The sequence below is a fragment of the Longimonas haloalkaliphila genome (assembly GCF_055379825.1).
In genome coordinates this window covers 1,879,616-1,897,222 of record NZ_AP043948.1, presented here as the reverse complement: position 1 = coordinate 1,897,222, position 17,607 = coordinate 1,879,616, and the positions used below count along the sequence as shown (strand labels likewise).

Here is a 17,607-nt window from a genome sequence, read left to right as displayed (position 1 = left end):
CAGGAGTAGTTGCTCGTTTAAGTTCAGCAGCATAAGCTGATGGTGCTTGGTTCGGGGAGGCTGCCTTCAGGCGAGTGCATCCGTTCTCACTTGTGCCCAGCCGGCGGCGCGACGGGCTTAGAAGGTTCCCTCAGCGACCTCCTTCAAAATATCGACGTCCAAGGCCTGCTCGGCCACGAGCTTCTTTAAGCGAGCATTCTCTTTATAGAGCGCCTTCAGCTGTTTGAGCTGGTTCTTTTGCATGCCGCCGTACTCGTGGCGCCAGCGATAGTAGGTTTGCTCGCTGACCTCGATCTGTTTGACCGCCTCCTTGACGGTGGAGCCTTCCGCAGTGAGTCGCTCCACTTTGCGGAGCTTGGTGATGATCTGTTCGAGGGGGATGCTTCTTCATAATGTCGTGTCTGGTTTAAGGGGCACGACATAACATACGACCTCGATCAGTTTATTGGGGGCATTCCAAGTGCAGAGCCAACTGACCATTGAGGGCGCTGTCGATGAGCAACAGCACGTGCGGGTGCAGATCTACGACGTGCTTGGGCGGCGCGTTACGACGGTCTACGACGGCCCGATGGCGCCCAACGAGATGAAGCGCCACGGTGCAGCCCGGAGCCGACGGCCTGAGCAGCGGCACGTACTTCCTGCGCATGACGGGGGAGCAGTTCCAGACCACCACGCGCATTAGTGTCGTGCGGTAGACGTACATGCCGGACATGTCAGATTCAGGGCGTCCCTACGTTTTGTGGGGCTGTTATCGTAACGGCTCTTTAAGATTCTGAAATCAGCTGGCGTACGCTAATTTTCTCTTTGTCAGAGGACTTCCATAGCTGGCTGGGGACACTTGTATCCTCTGCGTGAAAACGGGGCAGAAGCCCGACACGAGCCCGTAGGACGACTGATGGAGCGAAGCGGAATAAGGGAGAGGGGGGCGAGCGAAACGAGGTGCGATGTCTCTTCACTTTATCACTTATCACTTAGCGTCTACCCACTACCGAGTTTCTTATCATCACACCCCTACCAAGACAAGGAGCCCACCCTGAATACAACTCACGCCGCCGCACGCGTCAGGTGTACAGCCCACCAAGGCGCGTGGGTGCGTTCGTTCGTGACAGCAAAGCCATGCGCACGCGCAGCCTCTCGCATAGCAGGAGCGTCGTCGGGGAGACAGCCTGAGCAGATACAGGCGCCTCCTGGACGCACTCGAGCTGCAAACTCGGGCATCAGGTCGATGAGAACGCTCCGGTGGATGTTGGCAAGGATGACATCTACCGGACGCTCAGGCACCGCCTGTATCGTGCCATGGTGCACCGTAACGCAGTTGACCACCCCATTCTGTTTAATGTTCTCCTCCGCATTCTCAATGGTCCCTGCGTCGACGTCGCAGGCATCGACACACTCGGCCCCGGCCCGGCACGCAGCAATGGCCAGGATGCCCGTGCCGGTGCCCACGTCGAGCACATGGGCATCGGTCAGTAGCACCTGGGTTAGCAGCTCAAGCACAAGCCGGGTCGACGGGTGGTAGCCGGTGCCAAAGCTCATCTTCGGGTCGATGACGAGCGGCGGGTACGCGTTGGGGGGAGGCGCGGCATCGGACCACGACGGACGCACGAAGAACGGTCCGATATGCTGGGGTTTGACCGAGGCCTCCCACTCTGCATTCCAGTTGCGCGCCGCAATCGTATTGATGCATAGCGTCGCTTCAGGGGCGTGTGCGTCAAGCCAGTCCTGCACGGCCTGCGTGTCGGCCTCGCTCCAATCCGGAGCAGCCACGTACGCCCGAAACACCGCATCGGTCTGAAACCCGTGTGCGCCGCGTGCTTCGAGCAATGCTGTGAGGGCGTCATGCCGCGCCGCTGCACCCTCGATGCAAACCTCAATGGTTGGTACGTTGGAATTCATGCTGGAATCAGTCATGAGCAGGTACGCGTCCGCGATAGAGCGAGGCGATCCCGAACGTAAGGGGCTCCCACCGCAAGTCCGTGTAGCCGGTTTCGTGCATCCGGTCGAGGAAGTCGGGGCCGTCGGGGAAGGCTGCAACCGAGTCGGGCAGGTACTGGTAGGCACCGGCGTCGGGACTCAGCGTGCCGCCGATGCGTGGCAGTACGTTGCGCGAGTACCAGTCATAGAGCGGCGCCATGAGGGCCCCGCGCGGATGGCTGAACTCCAGCACGACCAGTACCCCACCGGGACGAATGGTGCGGCGCATATCGCGAAGCCCGGCGTTGAGGTCTTCGAAGTTGCGAACGCCGAAGGCCACAAGGGCGGCATCGAAGCTATCGTCGGCAAACGGAAGCGCCGCCGCATCAGCCTGAACCAGTTGGATGCGCGGGTTGAGTCCGCGCCGGTCGAGCTTCTTCTGGCCGAAGCGTAGCATTTCAGCGGAGATGTCGACCCCCACCACCTCGCGCGGATGCAGCTCTTCTTCGGCCATGATAGCAAGATCGGCGGTGCCAGTCGCCATGTCCATGAGCCGTGTGATGCGCTCCGAACGCAGCAGGTCGATGGCGCGGTGGCGCCAGTACTGGTCGATGCCGAGACTCAGAATGCGGTTGAGCAGGTCGTAGCGGGGCGCAATCGCATCGAACATAGCCTCGATGTGTTCGCGCTTACCCGCAACCTCTCCGATAGGGGGATGCGTAGGCATGGGCAGGTAGGTCGTGACAGGGAGTTTGAATGCAGGTGATACCGATCTGCCGCCTTGAAAGTGCCCCGCACGCAGCGTTTAGCTCAAAATCTGCGTGAGCTTTAGCAAGTCATAGTCGATGCTCTTTTTGCGACCCCAGACGTTGCGGAGCGGCGTCAGCTTCACCTCGTGGTTTACGATGCCGACCATGACCTCGGAGTGTCCGTCAAGCAGGGCTTCGGCGGCGCCTACGCCCAGGCGGCTGGCCAGCACGCGATCGCTGGCTGTGGGCGAGCCGCCCCGCTGAATGTGCCCGAGGATCGTAGAGCGCAGATCGATCTCGTCGAAGTCCGCATCGTCGAGCAGGGCCTGCTCAATGCCGCGTGCCCCGCCGAGTTCGTCGCCTTCGGCTACGACTACAATGGTGGAGCGCCGCTGGGCCGACATGAGCGAGAGGATACGCTCTTTCACCACCTCCATTTCGGTAATGGTTTCGGGGATAAGCACCATCTCTGCGCCCCCGCCAATGCCGCAGTTCAGGGCAATGAATCCGGCATCGCGCCCCATCACCTCGATGAGAAAGAGGCGGTTGTGTGCGTCGGCCGTGTCGCGTACCCGGTCGATGTTCTCAATCGCGGTGTTGAGCGCAGTGTCGTACCCGATCGTCGTGTCGGTGCCGTACAGATCGTTGTCGATCGTACCCGGACAGCCTACAACGGGCACGTCGTGCTCGTCGTGGAAGACATGGGCGCCGCGCATCGTACCGTCGCCTCCAATAGCGACGAGTGCATCGATACGGTATTCTTTTAGCATCTCGGCAGCGCGAGCGCGTCCTTCAGGTTCTCTAAACGCCGGAGAGCGCGCGCTCTTGAGTACGGTTCCTCCGCTCTGCACGATATTCGAGACCGACCGGCGATCCATCTCTACGTAGTCGCCTTCAATCATCCCCTCGTATCCGCGCCGAATGCCCATCACTTCGAGGTCGTTGGCCAGGGCCGTACGCACAACAGCACGCAGGCAGGCATTCATGCCGGGTGCATCGCCCCCGCTGGTGTAGACGCCGATCCGTTGGATATCTTTCATGACAGAGCACGTTGTGTTCGTAACAGAGAGTTTAGAGAGTTATGACAGAGCCTGCAGCCGCAGCTCCCGAGTTGCACGGGATTTACGGATTTTACCGTCCGGGGTCTACTGGACCTGCGGACGTGCTACTACGATACCGATCTGATGACCGATCTGTTGGACGTACCGTTGAAGATCGGGCGAAACAAGCACTTCGCCGCTAAGCGAGGCATGTAGTACGCCGAGCTGCCCGTTTTCGCCACGAAACGCCAGTCCGGTGTGTGCAATGTCGAGTCCGCTGATGTCGGTTGCAAGGCCCAGGATGTCACCGGCTTCGATCTGACTGGCCACGGCATCAATCTGATCCTCGGGCACCACATGCCAGTGATGGGCACGGGCCTGCAGGCTGGCTTCCATCTCCTGAACGCATGCGTAGAGGCTGTCGTTGTCGGCGAAGCGCGCGTATGCCTCGCGGTTCTCGCTCATAAACGTAAGCGGCCGGTCGACCCGCTCTCCGCCCAGGTCGGCCGTGATGTCGCGCACGATGCCGCGGTCGTGGTTATCGGCAATCCACTCGCTAAAGTAGTGCAGGCGTTCGCAGTAGCCCGGCGTGGCGCCGTCGCGGTAGCGCTGCTCCTGCAGGCGATCGGCATATCCGGCGAAGCTGTAGTCCTGCGCGTGAACGCCCCGCCCCAGCGCAAGCGCTACCTCAACAAACGTGACGCAATCGAATCCGTCAAGGCGCGTTACCAACCGCTCGTCCGGGGTCGTATCGAGCGTGTGTTCGAGGTAGGGGGATCCGATGAGCTGCTGCCCAATCGATTGCATGGCGCGGCCCAGCGGGACCTCGTGCAGCGCTTCGCTATGTGCGTGGTCGATGAGGCGATCAAACCGCACTTCGGTGAGCGAGTCGGGCGCGGGCGGAGCGGTCTGCGCTTCTTCGCTGGCCGTAGATGCGGAGGCTGCTGGCGTGCCATGCTCATTGGGAGACTCGGGGGAGGGTGAATTGGTGTTGCATGCGAACAGGGTGAAAAGCCCCATCGTGAACACGGCAAAACGAAGCATAGCAAGGCGGCGGACAAGGTCAAGGTTAAACGATCCGAGGGGGCGGCCCCGGTGCGGATCCCAAAAGATGCCGCCCAGAAGATGCCGCAAGAGCGTTCCTGACGTGCAGCATGGTATGACGCGGCATATAGCATACGGCATGATGCGCGGAGGCTACCACTCGGGCGGCGTTTCCTTCATATCCGGAAGGGTGTCGAAGGGTTCGTCGGGCAGGGGCCACCACACGGGGTTGAGCGAAACCGATGTGCGGAGCGCGCTGAGGTACCGGGGCCGGGGCACCTCGTGGGCCCCGAAGCGCTCCAGGTGTGAGGTCGTGTACTGCGTATCGAGAAGCGTGTACCCCCCGGCCCGCATCTGACGTACCAGGTGGGCAAGTGCGACCTTTGAGGCGTTGGAACGGCGAAAGAACATGGACTCGCCAAAGAACGCTCCCCCCATCGCTACGCCGTAGAGTCCGCCTACGAGCTCACCGTCGGCCCAGCATTCAACGCTGTGAGCGAAGCCGCGATCGTGCAGCTCGATGTATACGTTTTTGATGGGCGCGGTAATCCAGGTCTCCTCGCGATCGGCGCATGCAGCCAGGACCTCTTCGAAGGCGACGTCGGCGCTTACCTCGAAGGTGCCCCGCCGTACGTGCCGGGCCAGGTTGTGAGGCATGTGGAACGTGTCGAGCGGGATCACCCCCCGCGGATCTGGCGCATACCACTGAATGGTCTGTGCGTAGGGCGAGCCCATGGGGAAGAGACCTTGCGTGTAGGCCCAGAGCACTTGATCGGCGGAGAGGGTATCGGACATGCACCATGTGGGGAAATCAAAACAGATTTACGCAACTCAAACTGTGAATGAGTCTGCGCGTTCGTATGTTATCGTCACGCCTTGAACAAAAACCTAACCGCCCCTGCCCATGTCTGATACCTCGTACCGCGCTGAACTTGACGTCCGTTCCTTCGACCTGACCGTTACCGACGAGGGATTGGCAGTCGACAGTGCCACCCACGACATCTCTGTAGAGCGTGTTGGCAACGGCTATCTGTCGTTGCTGGTTGATGGCGAGAGCGTGTCGGCCGCGGTAGAACCGGTCGACGGCAACCGCTATCGCGTTACCATTAACGGGCGGATGACAGTGGTACGGGTGAAAGACGAACGGGCCATGCTGCTGGAAGCGTTTGGGTTAGAGGATGCGGCCGATGCGGGCGAAGCTGAACTGCGCGCGCCCATGCCGGGGCTGGTGCTTGACGTACTCGTAGAGGAGGGCGACGCGATCGAGGCCGATCAGGGGCTGGTGGTGCTTGAAGCGATGAAGATGGAGAACGAACTGTCGGCGCCTGCCGCCGGCACGGTCGAAACCATCCACGTTGCTGCGGGCGATGCCGTTGACAAAGATACGCTTCTCATTGAGCTTGACCTGGACGCGTAGCTGCTTCTTTTTGGCTCTCGCCAGTGTGTTATCGCCGGTGCGCTATCCTCGCGGATGCGCAATTGCTGTTGTGCGGCGGCGGCCGCATCGTTGCCTTTTGTGTTGGCGTTTTTTCTGTTGCTTTTGTCTGTACATCGCCCCTTCATGTGTATTCTTGTTACCGGAGCCACCGGACTTGTCGGATCGGCGCTGGTGCGCCAGCTTGTCGCGCAAGATGCCTCGGTGCGTATCTTGCGGCGTGCTTCTTCTCCACTGGGTGCGCTGGGCGAAACGGCGCAGCAGGTGGAGCACGTAGTGGGCGACCTGACCGACCCGCTATCGGTGCGCGAGGCGGTTCGTGGCATTACGCATGTCTATCATGTGGCTGCGCGCGTCGACCTCGGTGCCGACCTGCGCACACTGCGCCCGGTCAATGTGCACGGCACCGCTCACGTGGTGGATGCAGCCTGCGAGGAGGGCGTCGCGCGGCTGGTGCACACGTCGAGCATTGCCGCGCTGGGCCGCCCCGACGACTCGGACGTCCTCATTTCGGAGGAGACTCCGTGGGCAGGCACGCCCGGACGCTCGGCATACGCGCAGACGAAGCGCGAGGCGGAGCTGGAGGTGCACCGGGGGATTGCAGAGGGGCTCGATGCGGTGATTGTGAACCCGGCGCTTGTCTTCGGCACGGGGCGCCCGGATGCGAGCACGCATCGCCTGGTTGAGGCGGTGCGCCGCGAGCGCCTGCCGGGAGTGCCTCCAGGAGGCACCTGCGTGGTTGATGCTGAAGACGTAGCCACGGGGATGCGCCGGGCGATGCTACGCGGCGAAACCGGGCGGCGGTACATTCTGGGAAGCCAGAACATATCGTGGGCCCGCATCATCCACACGCTTGCTGAAGCGCACGAAGTGTCGGCTCCAGAGCGCGTTATTCCAGCGTCATGGCTTCGCGCGGCCGGACGTGCGGCTGAGGCCTGGGGCTGGGTTACGCGCTCTACCCCGCGCTTTTCGCGTAGCATGGCCCGTACGGCTGCCAAAACAATGCGCTACGACACCACCCGGGCCCGCACCGAACTCGACTGCACCTTCCGCCCATTTCGCGATACTGCGGCTCGCATCGCTGCCGGAGAAACACGTGAGGCAGCTTAAGAGCCTGTTTGGTTTTTGGTTTGCAGGCGAGAGCGAGCGCCGCTGAGGCGAAAATTAGACCCCGATGGCGGTTCGTAGCCGGGGCTACGGGCCGACATCGGGGGCAATTTGCACCAGGGGCATGCCCTTCGGCCCCAGTCCAGCGCCGCCGCTCGGAGCCCAAATTAAGAAATCAAAACAGGTTCTAAGAAGCCACTACTGCGAAGCTATTACTGCGGCAGTGGGACATTCATCTCGTAGGCTTCCACGCCGCCGCTTTCCGTGCCGACCATCAGCATCAGGCGTTCGTCATTAAACCAGCGCACGAACGAGGGCGTGGCCTGCCCAGGCGCAGCAACGGGAAGCTGTTCGGGCTCATCGGTAAAGCGGGGCGCCCCCTGCGTGCCTATGTTACGGTGCACAACGAGCCCCTCTTGCTCTGACCCGACAACCAGATCGAGCAGGCCGTTACCCGTCAGGTCTTCGAAGACCGGGGCGCTGCGCCGGTCTCGCTTCACTGCGTCGAACAGATCGCTCTCCTCGCTGAGTTGAAACGAGACGTTCCCATTGGCGCTGGTGTTTTCGAAGAGATACAGGCGTCCGTTGGAGGCCCCGGCTACAAGATCGAGCTGTCCGTTTCCGGTTGCGTCAAACAGCGCCGGGTTGGCATTGCCGCTCCGGGGCAGTTCGAACGTGAAAGCAGGCTCTGGGTCGAACGCAACGGAGCCGTCATGAGGCTCCGACACATTTTTATGTACGGCCAGGCTCCCGTTCCACATGCCTACGACCAGGTCAAGCTGTCCGTTGCCGGTCAGGTCGGCCAGCGCCGGGGCGTAGTGGTAGTTGGGCGGCAGGTCGAGTACACGCCGCTTCTGCAGCTGGGGCTCAGACGCCGTGCCCGTATTCTCAAAGAAGAACACGTGCGAGGTCTGCCGGTCGTCGGGAGCGATGCGGTTGGCCAGAAGCATATCTGGGGCGCCGTTCCCTGTCAGGTCGCCAAACGCAGCGCTGGTTTCGCTTCCCACGTCAATGCCATTCAGAAAGCGTTCGGTACGCTTCGTGTGGGTGCCGTCGTCATGCGCTTCGTAGTAGTAGAAGTTATCGGACAGCGTAGAGTTTGGATCGTAGGCCCCTCCGAGCACGCCAATGAACAGGTCGAGCTGCCCGTTGCCGGTCCAATCGGTGAGCGCGGGGGCGTTGTATCCGCTGGAGGCGACCGGCTCGGGCCGGGGGAACGGAGCGGGGGCGCCCGTCAGATCGGGCCGTCCACACGAACCGCGATTTTCGAAGTAGAGCAGACTCGATTCGAAGAAGTCGCCCCAGAGCAGGTCGATTACGCCGTCGTTGTTGACGTCGGCAAACGTGAGGGAGTTAGCCCCGTGCGCAGCCGATGGCATCGGTCCAAACTCCTCGACGATCTCGATGCCTTCAAAATTATCCGTGACGTGGCGGAAAACCGGCACCCCGGCCTCGTCGAACGAGTCGGCGCTGTAGCGGGTGATGGTTCCATCCATGCGTCCGAGCAGCAGGTCGGGCATGCCGTTGCAGCTAAGGCTGGCGATGTTGGGGATGTTCTGCCGATCTGAGAAGATCGGCTCCCCCTGTACGTCGCGGAGCGTATCAGCAGCCAGCTCAAACTCCGGCTCTTGCGTGGTACCCACGTTGCGGTAGTAGCGGATGAAGTTGTACGGCGACTCGGTGAGCAGGTCGTACGTGCCATCCTGACGCACGTCCACAAAACGGAACCACTCTCCTACCTCCAGCTCCTGGAAGCGATCGGTCTTCCACACGAGTTGGTCGCCTTCGCTGCCGCCCTCATTTTGGAAGAACATGAGCTGGTTGTTATGCTCTTGCACAAAAAGATCGGGCGCGCCGGAGCCGTTGATGTCCACAAACTGCGGACGCGGGTTGGTGAATCCACCCAGAAACGGATGGGCGTACGGCTCCCCTTCCGCATCCAGCACGGTGAACGGAGCGATAGCTCGTTCGAACATGGGGGCTGGTTCTTCAGGGTCGGTATCGACCGCTGCACCACTGCCTCCACAGGCAGACAGAGCACATGCAACGGCTACGAGCAGGGTACACAGGGGCCAGAAACGAATCATACAGCGTATTGAATGACGGTGGAGGGTCTTGAACGAGCAGGAAGGCACCACAGATCGCTCCTTAGTAGCTCATCTGTGTCCCGATGCCGGTCGGGTAGACGCCCACTTCAATGACCCGGACGACCTCGAAGGTTTCCGTGTCGATTACGCTGATCGTTCCGCGACGGTCATCGGTTTCGTGGCCGTGCCCATCATGCCCGTCGTGTGTAGCATGCTCGTGCTCTTCGTGCTCGTGCTCTTCGTGCTCGCTATCATGCGCATGATCATCGCCATGATCGTGGTGCTCGTGGTCACCATCGTGATCATGATGTTCGTGGTTGCGGTGCTCGTCGTCGCCGTGTTCATCTCCCATCGCACTGGCGTCCATGCCCATGTCGCGTGCCATCTCTTCCATCATCTGCCGCTGATGATTGTTCGAGACGTAGAGGTAGCGTCCGTCGGGTGAGAGCACGGCTCCATGCGGCTGCACAAACGAGTCGTCGGCGATCGTTTCGATTACGGCACGCTCGTTCGCATCCACCACACTGATGGTATTGTCTTGTTTATTGGGGACGTAAATGCGGCTTCCGTCGGGGCTATAGACGGGATGCCAGGGCTGTGCGCCTACTGCAACCTCATCGATCAGCGTGAGGCGTCCGTCGCCCGCGCGGTCGAAGAAGAGCAGCTGCGCGGTAAGCTGTCCGGTACCCACGATCTGCGTGCCGTTGGGGTCCGGTGCCAGCTGCACGATGACGTGCGTCATGCCGCTGAGCGGAGTAAGCTGGCCGCGCTGCGTTTCCACGTTGAGTCCGATCAGCTGGTTGGTAGCGAGGCTTGCAGAGTAGACGAAGGCTCCATCGAAAGGGATGGTGAGCGCATGCGGGCGGTCGAGAAACACATCGACCTCTTCGAGCGCAGCGAGATCATCGCGCGGGGCCATGCCGATGCGCTGCGGCGGGCTCACGGCCATCATGGAGCGGGCGATGAAGAGCTGATTATGCTCGGGATGAAGCGCCATCAGTCCCGGCGCTTCCATCGTGCCCTGGCTGACGAGTTCGTTTTCGGCGTTGAACTTGAGCACGGTGTTCTCGCTGATCAGCGACACGTACCATGCCGATCCATCGGGTTCGCCAATCACGTGATGGGGGCTGGCGTTAGATGAGAACCCCAGTTCGGTGAGATCGACGGTGGTCTCGATCTCATGGGTGTCCATGTTAATGATGGATACGGTCGCTTCGCCCTGGTTGGCGACGTAGAGACGCGGCGGCGTATCGGGCGAATCAACGGTATCGTTCTGCCCTGCGAACGCAAGCGCAGGAAGGGTTGCTATCAGCAGCCAGGCTGCCGTAGCGAGGAAGAGGCGGCGGAAACGCATAGCCGGTATGAGCTTGAGTGAGACGGGTCGAAGTTGAGGTAAAGGCAGGGGGGTATTTTACACAACGGGAAGGGGGCGGCTCCTCGTATATGATAGCCGCCCCCTTTCCATATCGTGTACGCGATGTAACAGCGTTGCACCAGGGTGTTACGCCACGGTGCTATGCCGTAGCGCTGTGCCGTAGCACACCGCGCAGTGGCTACAACGGATCTTGCTGCGGGCGCAGCATGAAGATCCCTTCGCCAATGCTGTTCACGAGGATCGTTCCGCTCTCGAAGTACGGATAGTTACTCCACGAACCCGAGAAGCCAGGCCCTTCCTGGAACGGTGCCGTGTCGAACTGCCCAATCACGGTTGGATTCGCACGGTCGGTGATATCAACCAGGTGGAGTCCGGCGCGGTAGTTCGAGAGGTACATCAGGTTATCCTGAATGTAGATGTTATGCGTGCTTGCGGTAGTCTCGAAGAAGAACTCGTTGACCATCTGCGGGTCTTCAAGATCTTCGAGATCCCAGATGAGCGTGCGCGTGTTATCGACCAGCCCTTGCAGCTCATCGAGCTCATCGTTCATGTAGAAGTAGCGGTGATCTTCATCGAGCCAGCCTTGGTGGGTGTAGCCCACGTTCGGGTAGCTACTAACCGAGACGGCTTCGGGGTTGTCCTTATCCGTCACATCTGCGATGCTGAGCGCTGTTTCGTTGGATCCGAAGCAGAGCTCGCGGCCCTGGTAGCGTTCGTCGGGACCGTCGTAGATCACGCACTGCACGTCATGCGAGTAGCCGGTGCCGCTGCGTCCGGTACGCTCATCGGCGAAGCAGCCGCGGAAGTCCGGGTTGAGCGGATCGCTGATGTCAACCATATGCAGGCCGCCTCCGCAGGTCTCGCCGCCCCCGCTGCTGCCTACGATGTAGGCAAAGTCGGTCTCGGTGTTGACCTCAACGTTGTGCGCGCTGTTAATGCGGTCGTAGAGCACAGTCGGCTCAAACGTGACCGGCTCCTCGGTGTCGTAGTGCTCGCGCAGCTGGGTCAGATCAAAGATCTGCATGCCGTGCTCACCTGCGTTGTCGGAGACGGTAAACGAAAAGTTATTGTGGACCTTCGTATCACGCCAGGCGCTGGAGCGAGCGCCTTCGGTCATCGGCAGATCGCCGATGAAGACCGGGTTTACTGGATCGGTCACGTCCACAAATGCAAGCCCGTTGGTGCGCCCTACGAGGCCGATCTCACGGCCGGTTTCTGGGTCGGTCCAGCCCCAAACATCGTTGGTGCTGATGCCGCGCTCGCCTCCAATTTCATGAATCGGCAAGAACGAGAGCATGTCGATGCGGTCGCAGTCGAACGCGCCTGCAGTGCCGTCTTCACAGACTGCTTCTCCGCCCGTGTGAGCTTGCAGTCCGGCATCGAGGGCTCCTTCAACATGCTGGTGCGCCATCCAGGTGCCTGCGTCTTGCCTCAGGATAGCGGCTTTGCCTGCACTGTTGGCTCCGCCCGGCAGACCGGCAGCAACTACGCTGCTGTTGGCAGCGAGTGTTGCACCCAGCTGAAATCCAGACTCGGTTTCCGGTACAAAGACGCGCTGGGCCGAGGTCCACTGCATGTCTTCGTAGGTGTAGCGGTAGACGCCTCCGCGGCGGCTATCGGCATTGGGGGCGCCGATCCAGGCGTTGGTGCCGTCGAACGCAACGGCAGTGCCGAAGCGCGAACGGTCAACGCCGTCGAAGGGCGCGAGTCCACGTGCAGGGGCCCATGCGTCAATATCTGCCTCGTAATTGAAAGCAAACACAGCACCGGTACCCGCATCCTGACGGGGAGCACCGACGAGCATCACACCGTCTTGCACGGCCAGCGAGGCGCCGAACTGCGCACCGCCGGTCAAGTTATCGTGGGTGATGCGGTCTTGCTCAACCCAGGCGCCGCTCTCTTCGTCGTAGGTAAAGGCAAAGACAACACCGCGCTCATGCCCGGGGGCACTCACGAACACGGTGCCATTGTGCACGGCTACGCTGTTGCCGAAGTTGGCCCGGTCGTCAAGATCGATTCCTTCTGTAGAAATGCGGCTCTGCTGCCAGGTGTCGCCATCATTCCAGAACACGACAGCAGCTCCTTTGCGATCATCGTGGGCCGTGGCGCCTGCTACGATCAGATCGCCGGCATGGGCAACGCTGCTACCAAATCCGTCGAGGGTGTCAGCCGGGGTCATTGCGTGGGTCTGTGCCCATGCTCCGTCCTCCTGGCTAAACAGGTAGACGGCTCCGAAAGGCTCGGCGGTGGGTGCCGAGATAGCGAGTTGGTCAGATCCAACAGCGATGGCACTTCCGAATCCGTCGCCTACTGTGCCGTTTTCGGCGCGCAGGCGAGCCTGTTCGGCGTATGTGCCGTCAGCGTCGGGGCCGAAGACGTATACGAGGCCGGGCGTATGCAACATGTCGGGCTCACCGGCTACAACCAGGTCGCCGTGCACGCCAAGCGCACGGCTAAATCCGTCGGCGGCGCTACCTACTGTCCCAAATGCGGAGGACTGTGCAACGGCTGACGGGCCGCCCACAAGCAGGAGCACGCTGCATAAATAAAGTAAAAGTCGATTCATAACGAGTCGGTCAGAGCAAAGAAACGATGGAACGAAAAATGGGTCGGGGCTTCACGTAGAGCCGCCCCCAGACACAACGCAGAGCGCGTGCGATGATGCGATGGTTGTGTGCGACGCAAAAGCGATACGCGACCATTTAAGAGGTATACACCGAAGTGTTGATCGGGTTACATACACCGCTTTCACACTTCAGTTATAGGGAAGCCTGCGAGAAAAGTTTAGCGTGATTGGAGGCTGTGTTATCAAATGCTGTACACAGATGTGAACAGTTTGCGAGAGGAACAGAGCCTTTTCAGCACACGTTACGCCTCCGTAGCTATCCAGATAGGTCCACGCGCTGTGCTCAAGGCCGGTCCGTGGCATTTGTTTACTCTTGTCTTTTGCTGTCGACCTGCTGTCTATGTACCGTTCTGTTTGCGCCATGCGCTATCTTATCATCGGGGTTGCCCTGTGCGGCCTGTTCCTGACCGCGTGTTCAGGGAGCCAGCGCATTGTGCACAACTCTGCTGAGGAAGCGTACCAGAAAGCGTCTGCGCTGTTTGAGGAAGGCGACTACGAAACCGCTATCCAGTATTATCGCGGGGTTTTTCAGTACGGACGCGGTACGGAGTGGGCGCCGAGTGCGCAGTTCATGCTGGCTCGTGCCCATGAAGAGCGTAGCGAAAATCTGATGGCAGCGACCGAGTACAACCGCTTCACACAGCTCTATCGCAACCACGAGCGGCTTCCCGAGGCCGAGTACCGCCGCGCCCTCATGTACTACAACGAGTCGCCGCATTACAAGCTTGACCAGACCGACACGGAGCGTGCGCTGGCAAACTTCCGACTTTACATGCAGCGCTACCCCAACGATGAGCGCGTTGATGATGCGCAGGCCAAGGTGCAAGAGCTACGCAATAAGCTGGCCCGTAAGCAGTTTGAAGCGGGCGAGCTGTACGAGCGGCGGCGCATGTACCGTGCGGCAGCGTTCACGTACGAGGGCGTATTTGACCAGTATCCCGACAGCGACTATGCCGACCGGGCTCTGCTTGCCTCCATGCGTACCTACATCGAATACAGCGACCGCAGCATCCCGCAGCGCCAGGCCGAACGCCTTGAATCGGCTATCGCGAACTACGAGCGCCTCACGCAGGTCTTCCCCGACAGCCCGCTCTTGAGCGATGCTGAGCGTCAGTACGAGCGTGCCCAGTCGCGGCTTGAGCGCATCCGCGAGCGCGAAGACGGGCAGATCGCGCAAGACACGCCATAGCGACAATTCAATAGCTGCCTCTTCCTTCCGGCCTGGCACCCGCCTCCGCGTTCCCGTTCTGTGTGCCGGGCCTTGCCTGTTTTTGTATCGTATCGCTTGCTCCTGCGCGTTCATGCACGTAGCCCTTTTCGGCGGATCGTTTAACCCTCCTCATATTGCTCACCTCATCGTTGCCGAGGTGGCGCGCGACCAGTTCGGCTTCGACGCCGTCTGGTGGATTCCAAACGCAACGCCTCCGCACAAGGAGAACAGCAAGCTTGCTCCAGCTGCCGATCGACTATCCATGACGCGCGCTGCGATCAAAGGGCATGACGGATTCGCAGTCTGCGACATCGAGATCGAGCGGCCCGGCGTGTCGTACACGATCGATACCGTGCAGGCGCTTCACGAACAGCATCCCGACACCACCTTCTCTCTTATCATAGGCAGCGACAGCCTCGACACGTTTCACACCTGGCGCGAGCCGACGGCCATCGCCGATCTTGTGGACCTGATCGTGTACAAACGGCCGGGCGGACTGGACGCTGTCGCGCAGCCTGAGTTCGCGAATCAAGCCCACTACGTTGCCGCTCCCATGCTCGAAGTGTCGAGCACCGAGATCCGCCAGCGCTGCCGTAGCGGACGCTCAATCCGGTATATGGTGCCAGAAGCGGTTCGGCAGTACGTACGTGCCCATGGGCTCTACACTTCCTGATCCGCCCGTCTCTCGGGCTCCCTCTCTCCGCTGCTGAACCGACTCTGCATGGCTGACCTTGCTTCGCTTCGCAATCGTGCTGCGCGTCTGGTTATGGTGCGCATGGGATCGTATCTCTCACCCACCCGCACGGCAACCGACGACTACGACCGGATCGCAGCGCTCGCTGCACGCTACCCGATAGGTGGCGTGCTGCTCTTCAATGCCGCCTGGCCGCAGTGCGCCGATACGCTCGCTGCCCTTCAAGACAGCGCCTCGGCGCCGCTTCTTGTTGGGTCTGATATCGAGCGCGGCGTGGGGCAGCAGGTCGACGGAGCCACACGCTTTCCGCATGCGCTGGCTTGCGGACACGCCGGCCGCCGCGCCGTTGAGATGCTGGCGCGCATTACCGCTCTGGAGGCGCGAGCGTGTGGCATCCACTGGGCCTTTGCACCGGTGGCCGATCTGCGCAACGAACCCCGCAACCCGATCATTGCCAACCGCGCCTTCGGCGATACCCCCCATTCGGTGTCTCGCCACGTAGATGCGTTTGTACGTACCGCGCAGGCGCATGGACTCGCCACTACCGCCAAGCACGCGCCTGGACACGGACGTACCACGACCGACTCGCACGTCGATCAGCCTCGCGTATCCGCCGATGCCGATACGCTGGCTGCTACCGATGCACTTCCCTTTCGCGCAGCCATTCGTGCCGGCACCACAGCTCTCATGACCGCTCACGTCGTCTATCCGGCGCTCGACGCGGAGGCCCGCCCGGCCACCGCCTCCCCACCCATTCTGTGCGACCTCTTTCGTACGTCGTGGGGCTTCGACGGACTCGTTGTCTCCGATAGCCTGCTCATGGATGGCATTGATGCCTCAGAGGGGGATGCGGGCGCACAGGCTGCTGCACTGGTGGATGCGGGCGTAGACATGCTACTCGACCCGCCTGATGCCGAAGCGGTTATTGACGGCATTGCCCGCGCCGTGGCCAACGGCACGCTCAATGAATATCGCCTTAACGAAGCCGCCACGCGCGTTGAGCAACTCGCTTCCTGGATCAAGCAGATCCGCCCTTCTGGACTCGCGCCCGACCCTGACCTCCACGATATCGTGGGGCAAAAGCTGCACACGCGCGCAGCGCATGCGATTGCAGCCGAAGCAATTGATCTGTCTCCAGCTCGAAGCACGTCTCTGCCGCACCCACCTGGCCCTGACACAGACACACTGGTAGTCCGCTGCTCGGCGCGTCCGTCTCAGACCGACGATGACCAGGCGCTGCGCGACGCGCTGGTCGAGTACGGTGCAGCCGTGGACTACATCGCCTGCCCTGCCGATGCCGCGCTGGTGCGTTGTGTGGAGGCGGCGAACCGCATCCACCAGGCCGGCCAGGTGGTGGCGCTTCTGGCCGTTGAGCCGGCGGCCTGGCAGGACTTCCGCCTTGCCGATGCACATCGCCCCGTCGTAGATGCGCTGCGTGCGCATCCGCAGGCCCTGATCGTGGCCACGGGCAGTCCGCACGTGCTCGATGCGTTTTCGGATGCGTGGGCCTGTGCCGCCACCTACAGCGACAGCCCCGCGTCGCAGCGCGCACTGATCGAGCGTCTGTTCGGGGCTGCTGGCCGCTCCGGGCCGTAACGAATCCCCAACGCAGCCCCCACTAACGAACTCTGGTCGGATCCAGCCTGTTTGGTGCAGTGATGTCCATGCTTCTCCTCACCAGCTTCCTTTGATACTATGGCTGCCGTCGAATCGAACATGCGCGCACTGGGCACGAAAGCGCCCGACTTTGACCTACCAATTGCCAATCCCGGAGTCGACGACCTGCACGGCGTTCGCCGGTCGCTCAGCGACTACAGCGACGCTCCTGTGCTGGTTGTGATGTTCATCTGCAACCACTGCCCATACGTGCACCACGTCGAACCCTCACTCATCGAAACGGCCGAGACCTACAGCGAAAAGGGCATTCAGTTTGTGGCGATCTGTGCCAACGACGCCGAGCGCTATCCGGATGACGGCTTTGAGCGGATGACGGAGCGCGCCCGCGAGAAAGGATATCCGTTCCCCTACCTGCAAGACGAAGACCAGACCGTGGCGCAGGCGTACAATGCCGCCTGCACGCCCGACTTCTACGTGTTCGACGACGAACGCACGCTTGTTTATCGCGGACGCTACGACGAGACGCGTCCCAACCAGGGTACGGCCCACGGGGGGGACCTGCACGCGGCGCTTGATGCAGCGCTTGAAGGCACCGTGCTCTCCAAAGAGGAGCAGCATCCCTCCATTGGATGCAGCATCAAGTGGAAGCCCGGACGCGAACCGGCCTCTGCCGCCTAACACCCGGCCGGCCCGCTCGCTGCTCTCCTCC

16 protein-coding genes are annotated in these 17,607 nt (G+C 61.3%); 7 read left to right on the top strand and 9 right to left on the bottom strand.

Annotated elements, in window-relative coordinates; genetic code table 11:
• Window positions 1–117: 117 nt before the first annotated feature.
• Window positions 118–345 (bottom strand): transposase, encoded by a 228-nt coding sequence (locus ACZ48V_RS07505; protein ID WP_464543075.1) that lies wholly within the window; start codon window positions 343–345, stop codon window positions 118–120.
• A 100-nt stretch (window positions 346–445) separates the two neighbouring features.
• Between ACZ48V_RS07505 and ACZ48V_RS07500 the strand changes: the two genes are divergently transcribed.
• Entirely contained in the window at window positions 446–682 is a 237-nt protein-coding gene (locus ACZ48V_RS07500) for a hypothetical protein (protein ID WP_464543073.1), read from the top strand.
• A 362-nt stretch (window positions 683–1,044) separates the two neighbouring features.
• Here ACZ48V_RS07500 and prmA read toward each other — a convergent pair whose 3' ends face one another.
• The 5 genes from prmA to aat all read right to left on the bottom strand — a co-directional run bounded on the left by prmA (window position 1,045) and on the right by aat (window position 5,542).
• Entirely contained in the window at window positions 1,045–1,911 is an 867-nt protein-coding gene (gene prmA / locus ACZ48V_RS07495) for a 50S ribosomal protein L11 methyltransferase (RefSeq protein WP_464543071.1), read from the bottom strand.
• Window positions 1,904–2,641, bottom strand: coding sequence for a bifunctional demethylmenaquinone methyltransferase/2-methoxy-6-polyprenyl-1,4-benzoquinol methylase UbiE (ubiE, locus tag ACZ48V_RS07490; protein WP_464543069.1), 738 nt, complete (start codon window positions 2,639–2,641; stop codon window positions 1,904–1,906). The genes prmA and ubiE overlap by 8 nt, the downstream gene beginning before the upstream one ends.
• A 78-nt stretch (window positions 2,642–2,719) precedes the next feature.
• Window positions 2,720–3,703, bottom strand: a complete 984-nt coding sequence (gene pfkA / locus ACZ48V_RS07485; RefSeq protein ID WP_464543068.1) for a 6-phosphofructokinase — start codon at window positions 3,701–3,703, stop codon at window positions 2,720–2,722.
• A 105-nt stretch (window positions 3,704–3,808) separates the two neighbouring features.
• Window positions 3,809–4,747 carry an N-acetylmuramoyl-L-alanine amidase-like domain-containing protein gene (locus ACZ48V_RS07480; protein WP_464543066.1) on the bottom strand — a complete coding sequence of 313 codons (939 nt, stop codon included), beginning with the start codon at window positions 4,745–4,747 and terminating at the stop codon, window positions 3,809–3,811.
• Window positions 4,748–4,900: 153 nt separating this feature from the next.
• Entirely contained in the window at window positions 4,901–5,542 is a 642-nt protein-coding gene (gene aat, locus ACZ48V_RS07475; protein ID WP_464543065.1) for a leucyl/phenylalanyl-tRNA--protein transferase, read from the bottom strand.
• A 109-nt stretch (window positions 5,543–5,651) separates the two neighbouring features.
• Here aat and ACZ48V_RS07470 point away from each other — a divergent pair, with 109 nt between their 5' ends.
• Both ACZ48V_RS07470 and ACZ48V_RS07465 read left to right on the top strand, forming a co-directional pair.
• Entirely contained in the window at window positions 5,652–6,164 is a 513-nt protein-coding gene (locus ACZ48V_RS07470; RefSeq protein ID WP_464543064.1) for an acyl-CoA carboxylase biotin carboxyl carrier protein subunit, read from the top strand.
• 144 nt (window positions 6,165–6,308) lie between these two features.
• Window positions 6,309–7,292, top strand: coding sequence for an SDR family NAD(P)-dependent oxidoreductase (locus ACZ48V_RS07465; RefSeq protein ID WP_464543062.1), 984 nt, complete (start codon window positions 6,309–6,311; stop codon window positions 7,290–7,292).
• Window positions 7,293–7,501: 209 nt separating this feature from the next.
• Here ACZ48V_RS07465 and ACZ48V_RS07460 read toward each other — a convergent pair whose 3' ends face one another.
• The 3 genes from ACZ48V_RS07460 to ACZ48V_RS07450 form a co-directional block, all read right to left on the bottom strand.
• Complete coding sequence (locus ACZ48V_RS07460) at window positions 7,502–9,376, bottom strand: FG-GAP repeat domain-containing protein (protein ID WP_464543061.1); 1,875 nt, start codon at window positions 9,374–9,376, stop codon at window positions 7,502–7,504.
• 61 nt (window positions 9,377–9,437) lie between these two features.
• Entirely contained in the window at window positions 9,438–10,730 is a 1,293-nt protein-coding gene (locus ACZ48V_RS07455; protein WP_464543059.1) for a hypothetical protein, read from the bottom strand.
• Between the two features lie 199 nt (window positions 10,731–10,929).
• Entirely contained in the window at window positions 10,930–13,317 is a 2,388-nt protein-coding gene (locus ACZ48V_RS07450; RefSeq protein ID WP_464543057.1) for a choice-of-anchor B family protein, read from the bottom strand.
• Between the two features lie 400 nt (window positions 13,318–13,717).
• On the opposite strand from ACZ48V_RS07450, the gene ACZ48V_RS07445 reads away from it, so the two are divergent.
• The 4 genes from ACZ48V_RS07445 to ACZ48V_RS07430 all read left to right on the top strand — a co-directional run bounded on the left by ACZ48V_RS07445 (window position 13,718) and on the right by ACZ48V_RS07430 (window position 17,576).
• Window positions 13,718–14,566 carry an outer membrane protein assembly factor BamD gene (locus tag ACZ48V_RS07445; RefSeq protein WP_464543055.1) on the top strand — a complete coding sequence of 283 codons (849 nt, stop codon included), beginning with the start codon at window positions 13,718–13,720 and terminating at the stop codon, window positions 14,564–14,566.
• 112 nt (window positions 14,567–14,678) lie between these two features.
• Window positions 14,679–15,260, top strand: coding sequence for a nicotinate (nicotinamide) nucleotide adenylyltransferase (gene nadD / locus ACZ48V_RS07440; RefSeq protein WP_464543053.1), 582 nt, complete (start codon window positions 14,679–14,681; stop codon window positions 15,258–15,260).
• 48 nt (window positions 15,261–15,308) lie between these two features.
• Window positions 15,309–16,877 carry a glycoside hydrolase family 3 N-terminal domain-containing protein gene (locus tag ACZ48V_RS07435; RefSeq protein WP_464543052.1) on the top strand — a complete coding sequence of 523 codons (1,569 nt, stop codon included), beginning with the start codon at window positions 15,309–15,311 and terminating at the stop codon, window positions 16,875–16,877.
• A 99-nt stretch (window positions 16,878–16,976) separates the two neighbouring features.
• Window positions 16,977–17,576: a thioredoxin family protein gene (locus ACZ48V_RS07430; RefSeq protein ID WP_464543051.1), complete on the top strand. Its 600-nt coding sequence runs from the start codon at window positions 16,977–16,979 to the stop codon at window positions 17,574–17,576.
• Window positions 17,577–17,607 lie beyond the last annotated feature (31 nt).

Bases quoted from the DNA above. Each gene is read 5' to 3' on its own strand.
- ubiE (WP_464543069.1), bottom strand. From the start codon at position 2,641: ATGCCTACGCATCCCCCTATCGGAGAGGTTGCGGGTAAGCGCGAACAC.
- ACZ48V_RS07460 (WP_464543061.1), bottom strand. From the start codon at position 9,376: ATGATTCGTTTCTGGCCCCTGTGTACCCTGCTCGTAGCCGTTGCATGT.
- ACZ48V_RS07450 (WP_464543057.1), bottom strand. From the start codon at position 13,317: ATGAATCGACTTTTACTTTATTTATGCAGCGTGCTCCTGCTTGTGGGC.
- aat (WP_464543065.1), bottom strand. From the start codon at position 5,542: ATGTCCGATACCCTCTCCGCCGATCAAGTGCTCTGGGCCTACACGCAA.
- ACZ48V_RS07455 (WP_464543059.1), bottom strand. From the start codon at position 10,730: ATGCGTTTCCGCCGCCTCTTCCTCGCTACGGCAGCCTGGCTGCTGATA.
- ACZ48V_RS07480 (WP_464543066.1), bottom strand. From the start codon at position 4,747: ATGCTTCGTTTTGCCGTGTTCACGATGGGGCTTTTCACCCTGTTCGCA.
- ACZ48V_RS07430 (WP_464543051.1), top strand. From the start codon at position 16,977: ATGGCTGCCGTCGAATCGAACATGCGCGCACTGGGCACGAAAGCGCCC.
- ACZ48V_RS07465 (WP_464543062.1), top strand. From the start codon at position 6,309: ATGTGTATTCTTGTTACCGGAGCCACCGGACTTGTCGGATCGGCGCTG.
- ACZ48V_RS07445 (WP_464543055.1), top strand. From the start codon at position 13,718: ATGTACCGTTCTGTTTGCGCCATGCGCTATCTTATCATCGGGGTTGCC.
- ACZ48V_RS07435 (WP_464543052.1), top strand. From the start codon at position 15,309: ATGGCTGACCTTGCTTCGCTTCGCAATCGTGCTGCGCGTCTGGTTATG.
- prmA (WP_464543071.1), bottom strand. From the start codon at position 1,911: ATGACTGATTCCAGCATGAATTCCAACGTACCAACCATTGAGGTTTGC.
- nadD (WP_464543053.1), top strand. From the start codon at position 14,679: ATGCACGTAGCCCTTTTCGGCGGATCGTTTAACCCTCCTCATATTGCT.
- ACZ48V_RS07470 (WP_464543064.1), top strand. From the start codon at position 5,652: ATGTCTGATACCTCGTACCGCGCTGAACTTGACGTCCGTTCCTTCGAC.
- pfkA (WP_464543068.1), bottom strand. From the start codon at position 3,703: ATGAAAGATATCCAACGGATCGGCGTCTACACCAGCGGGGGCGATGCA.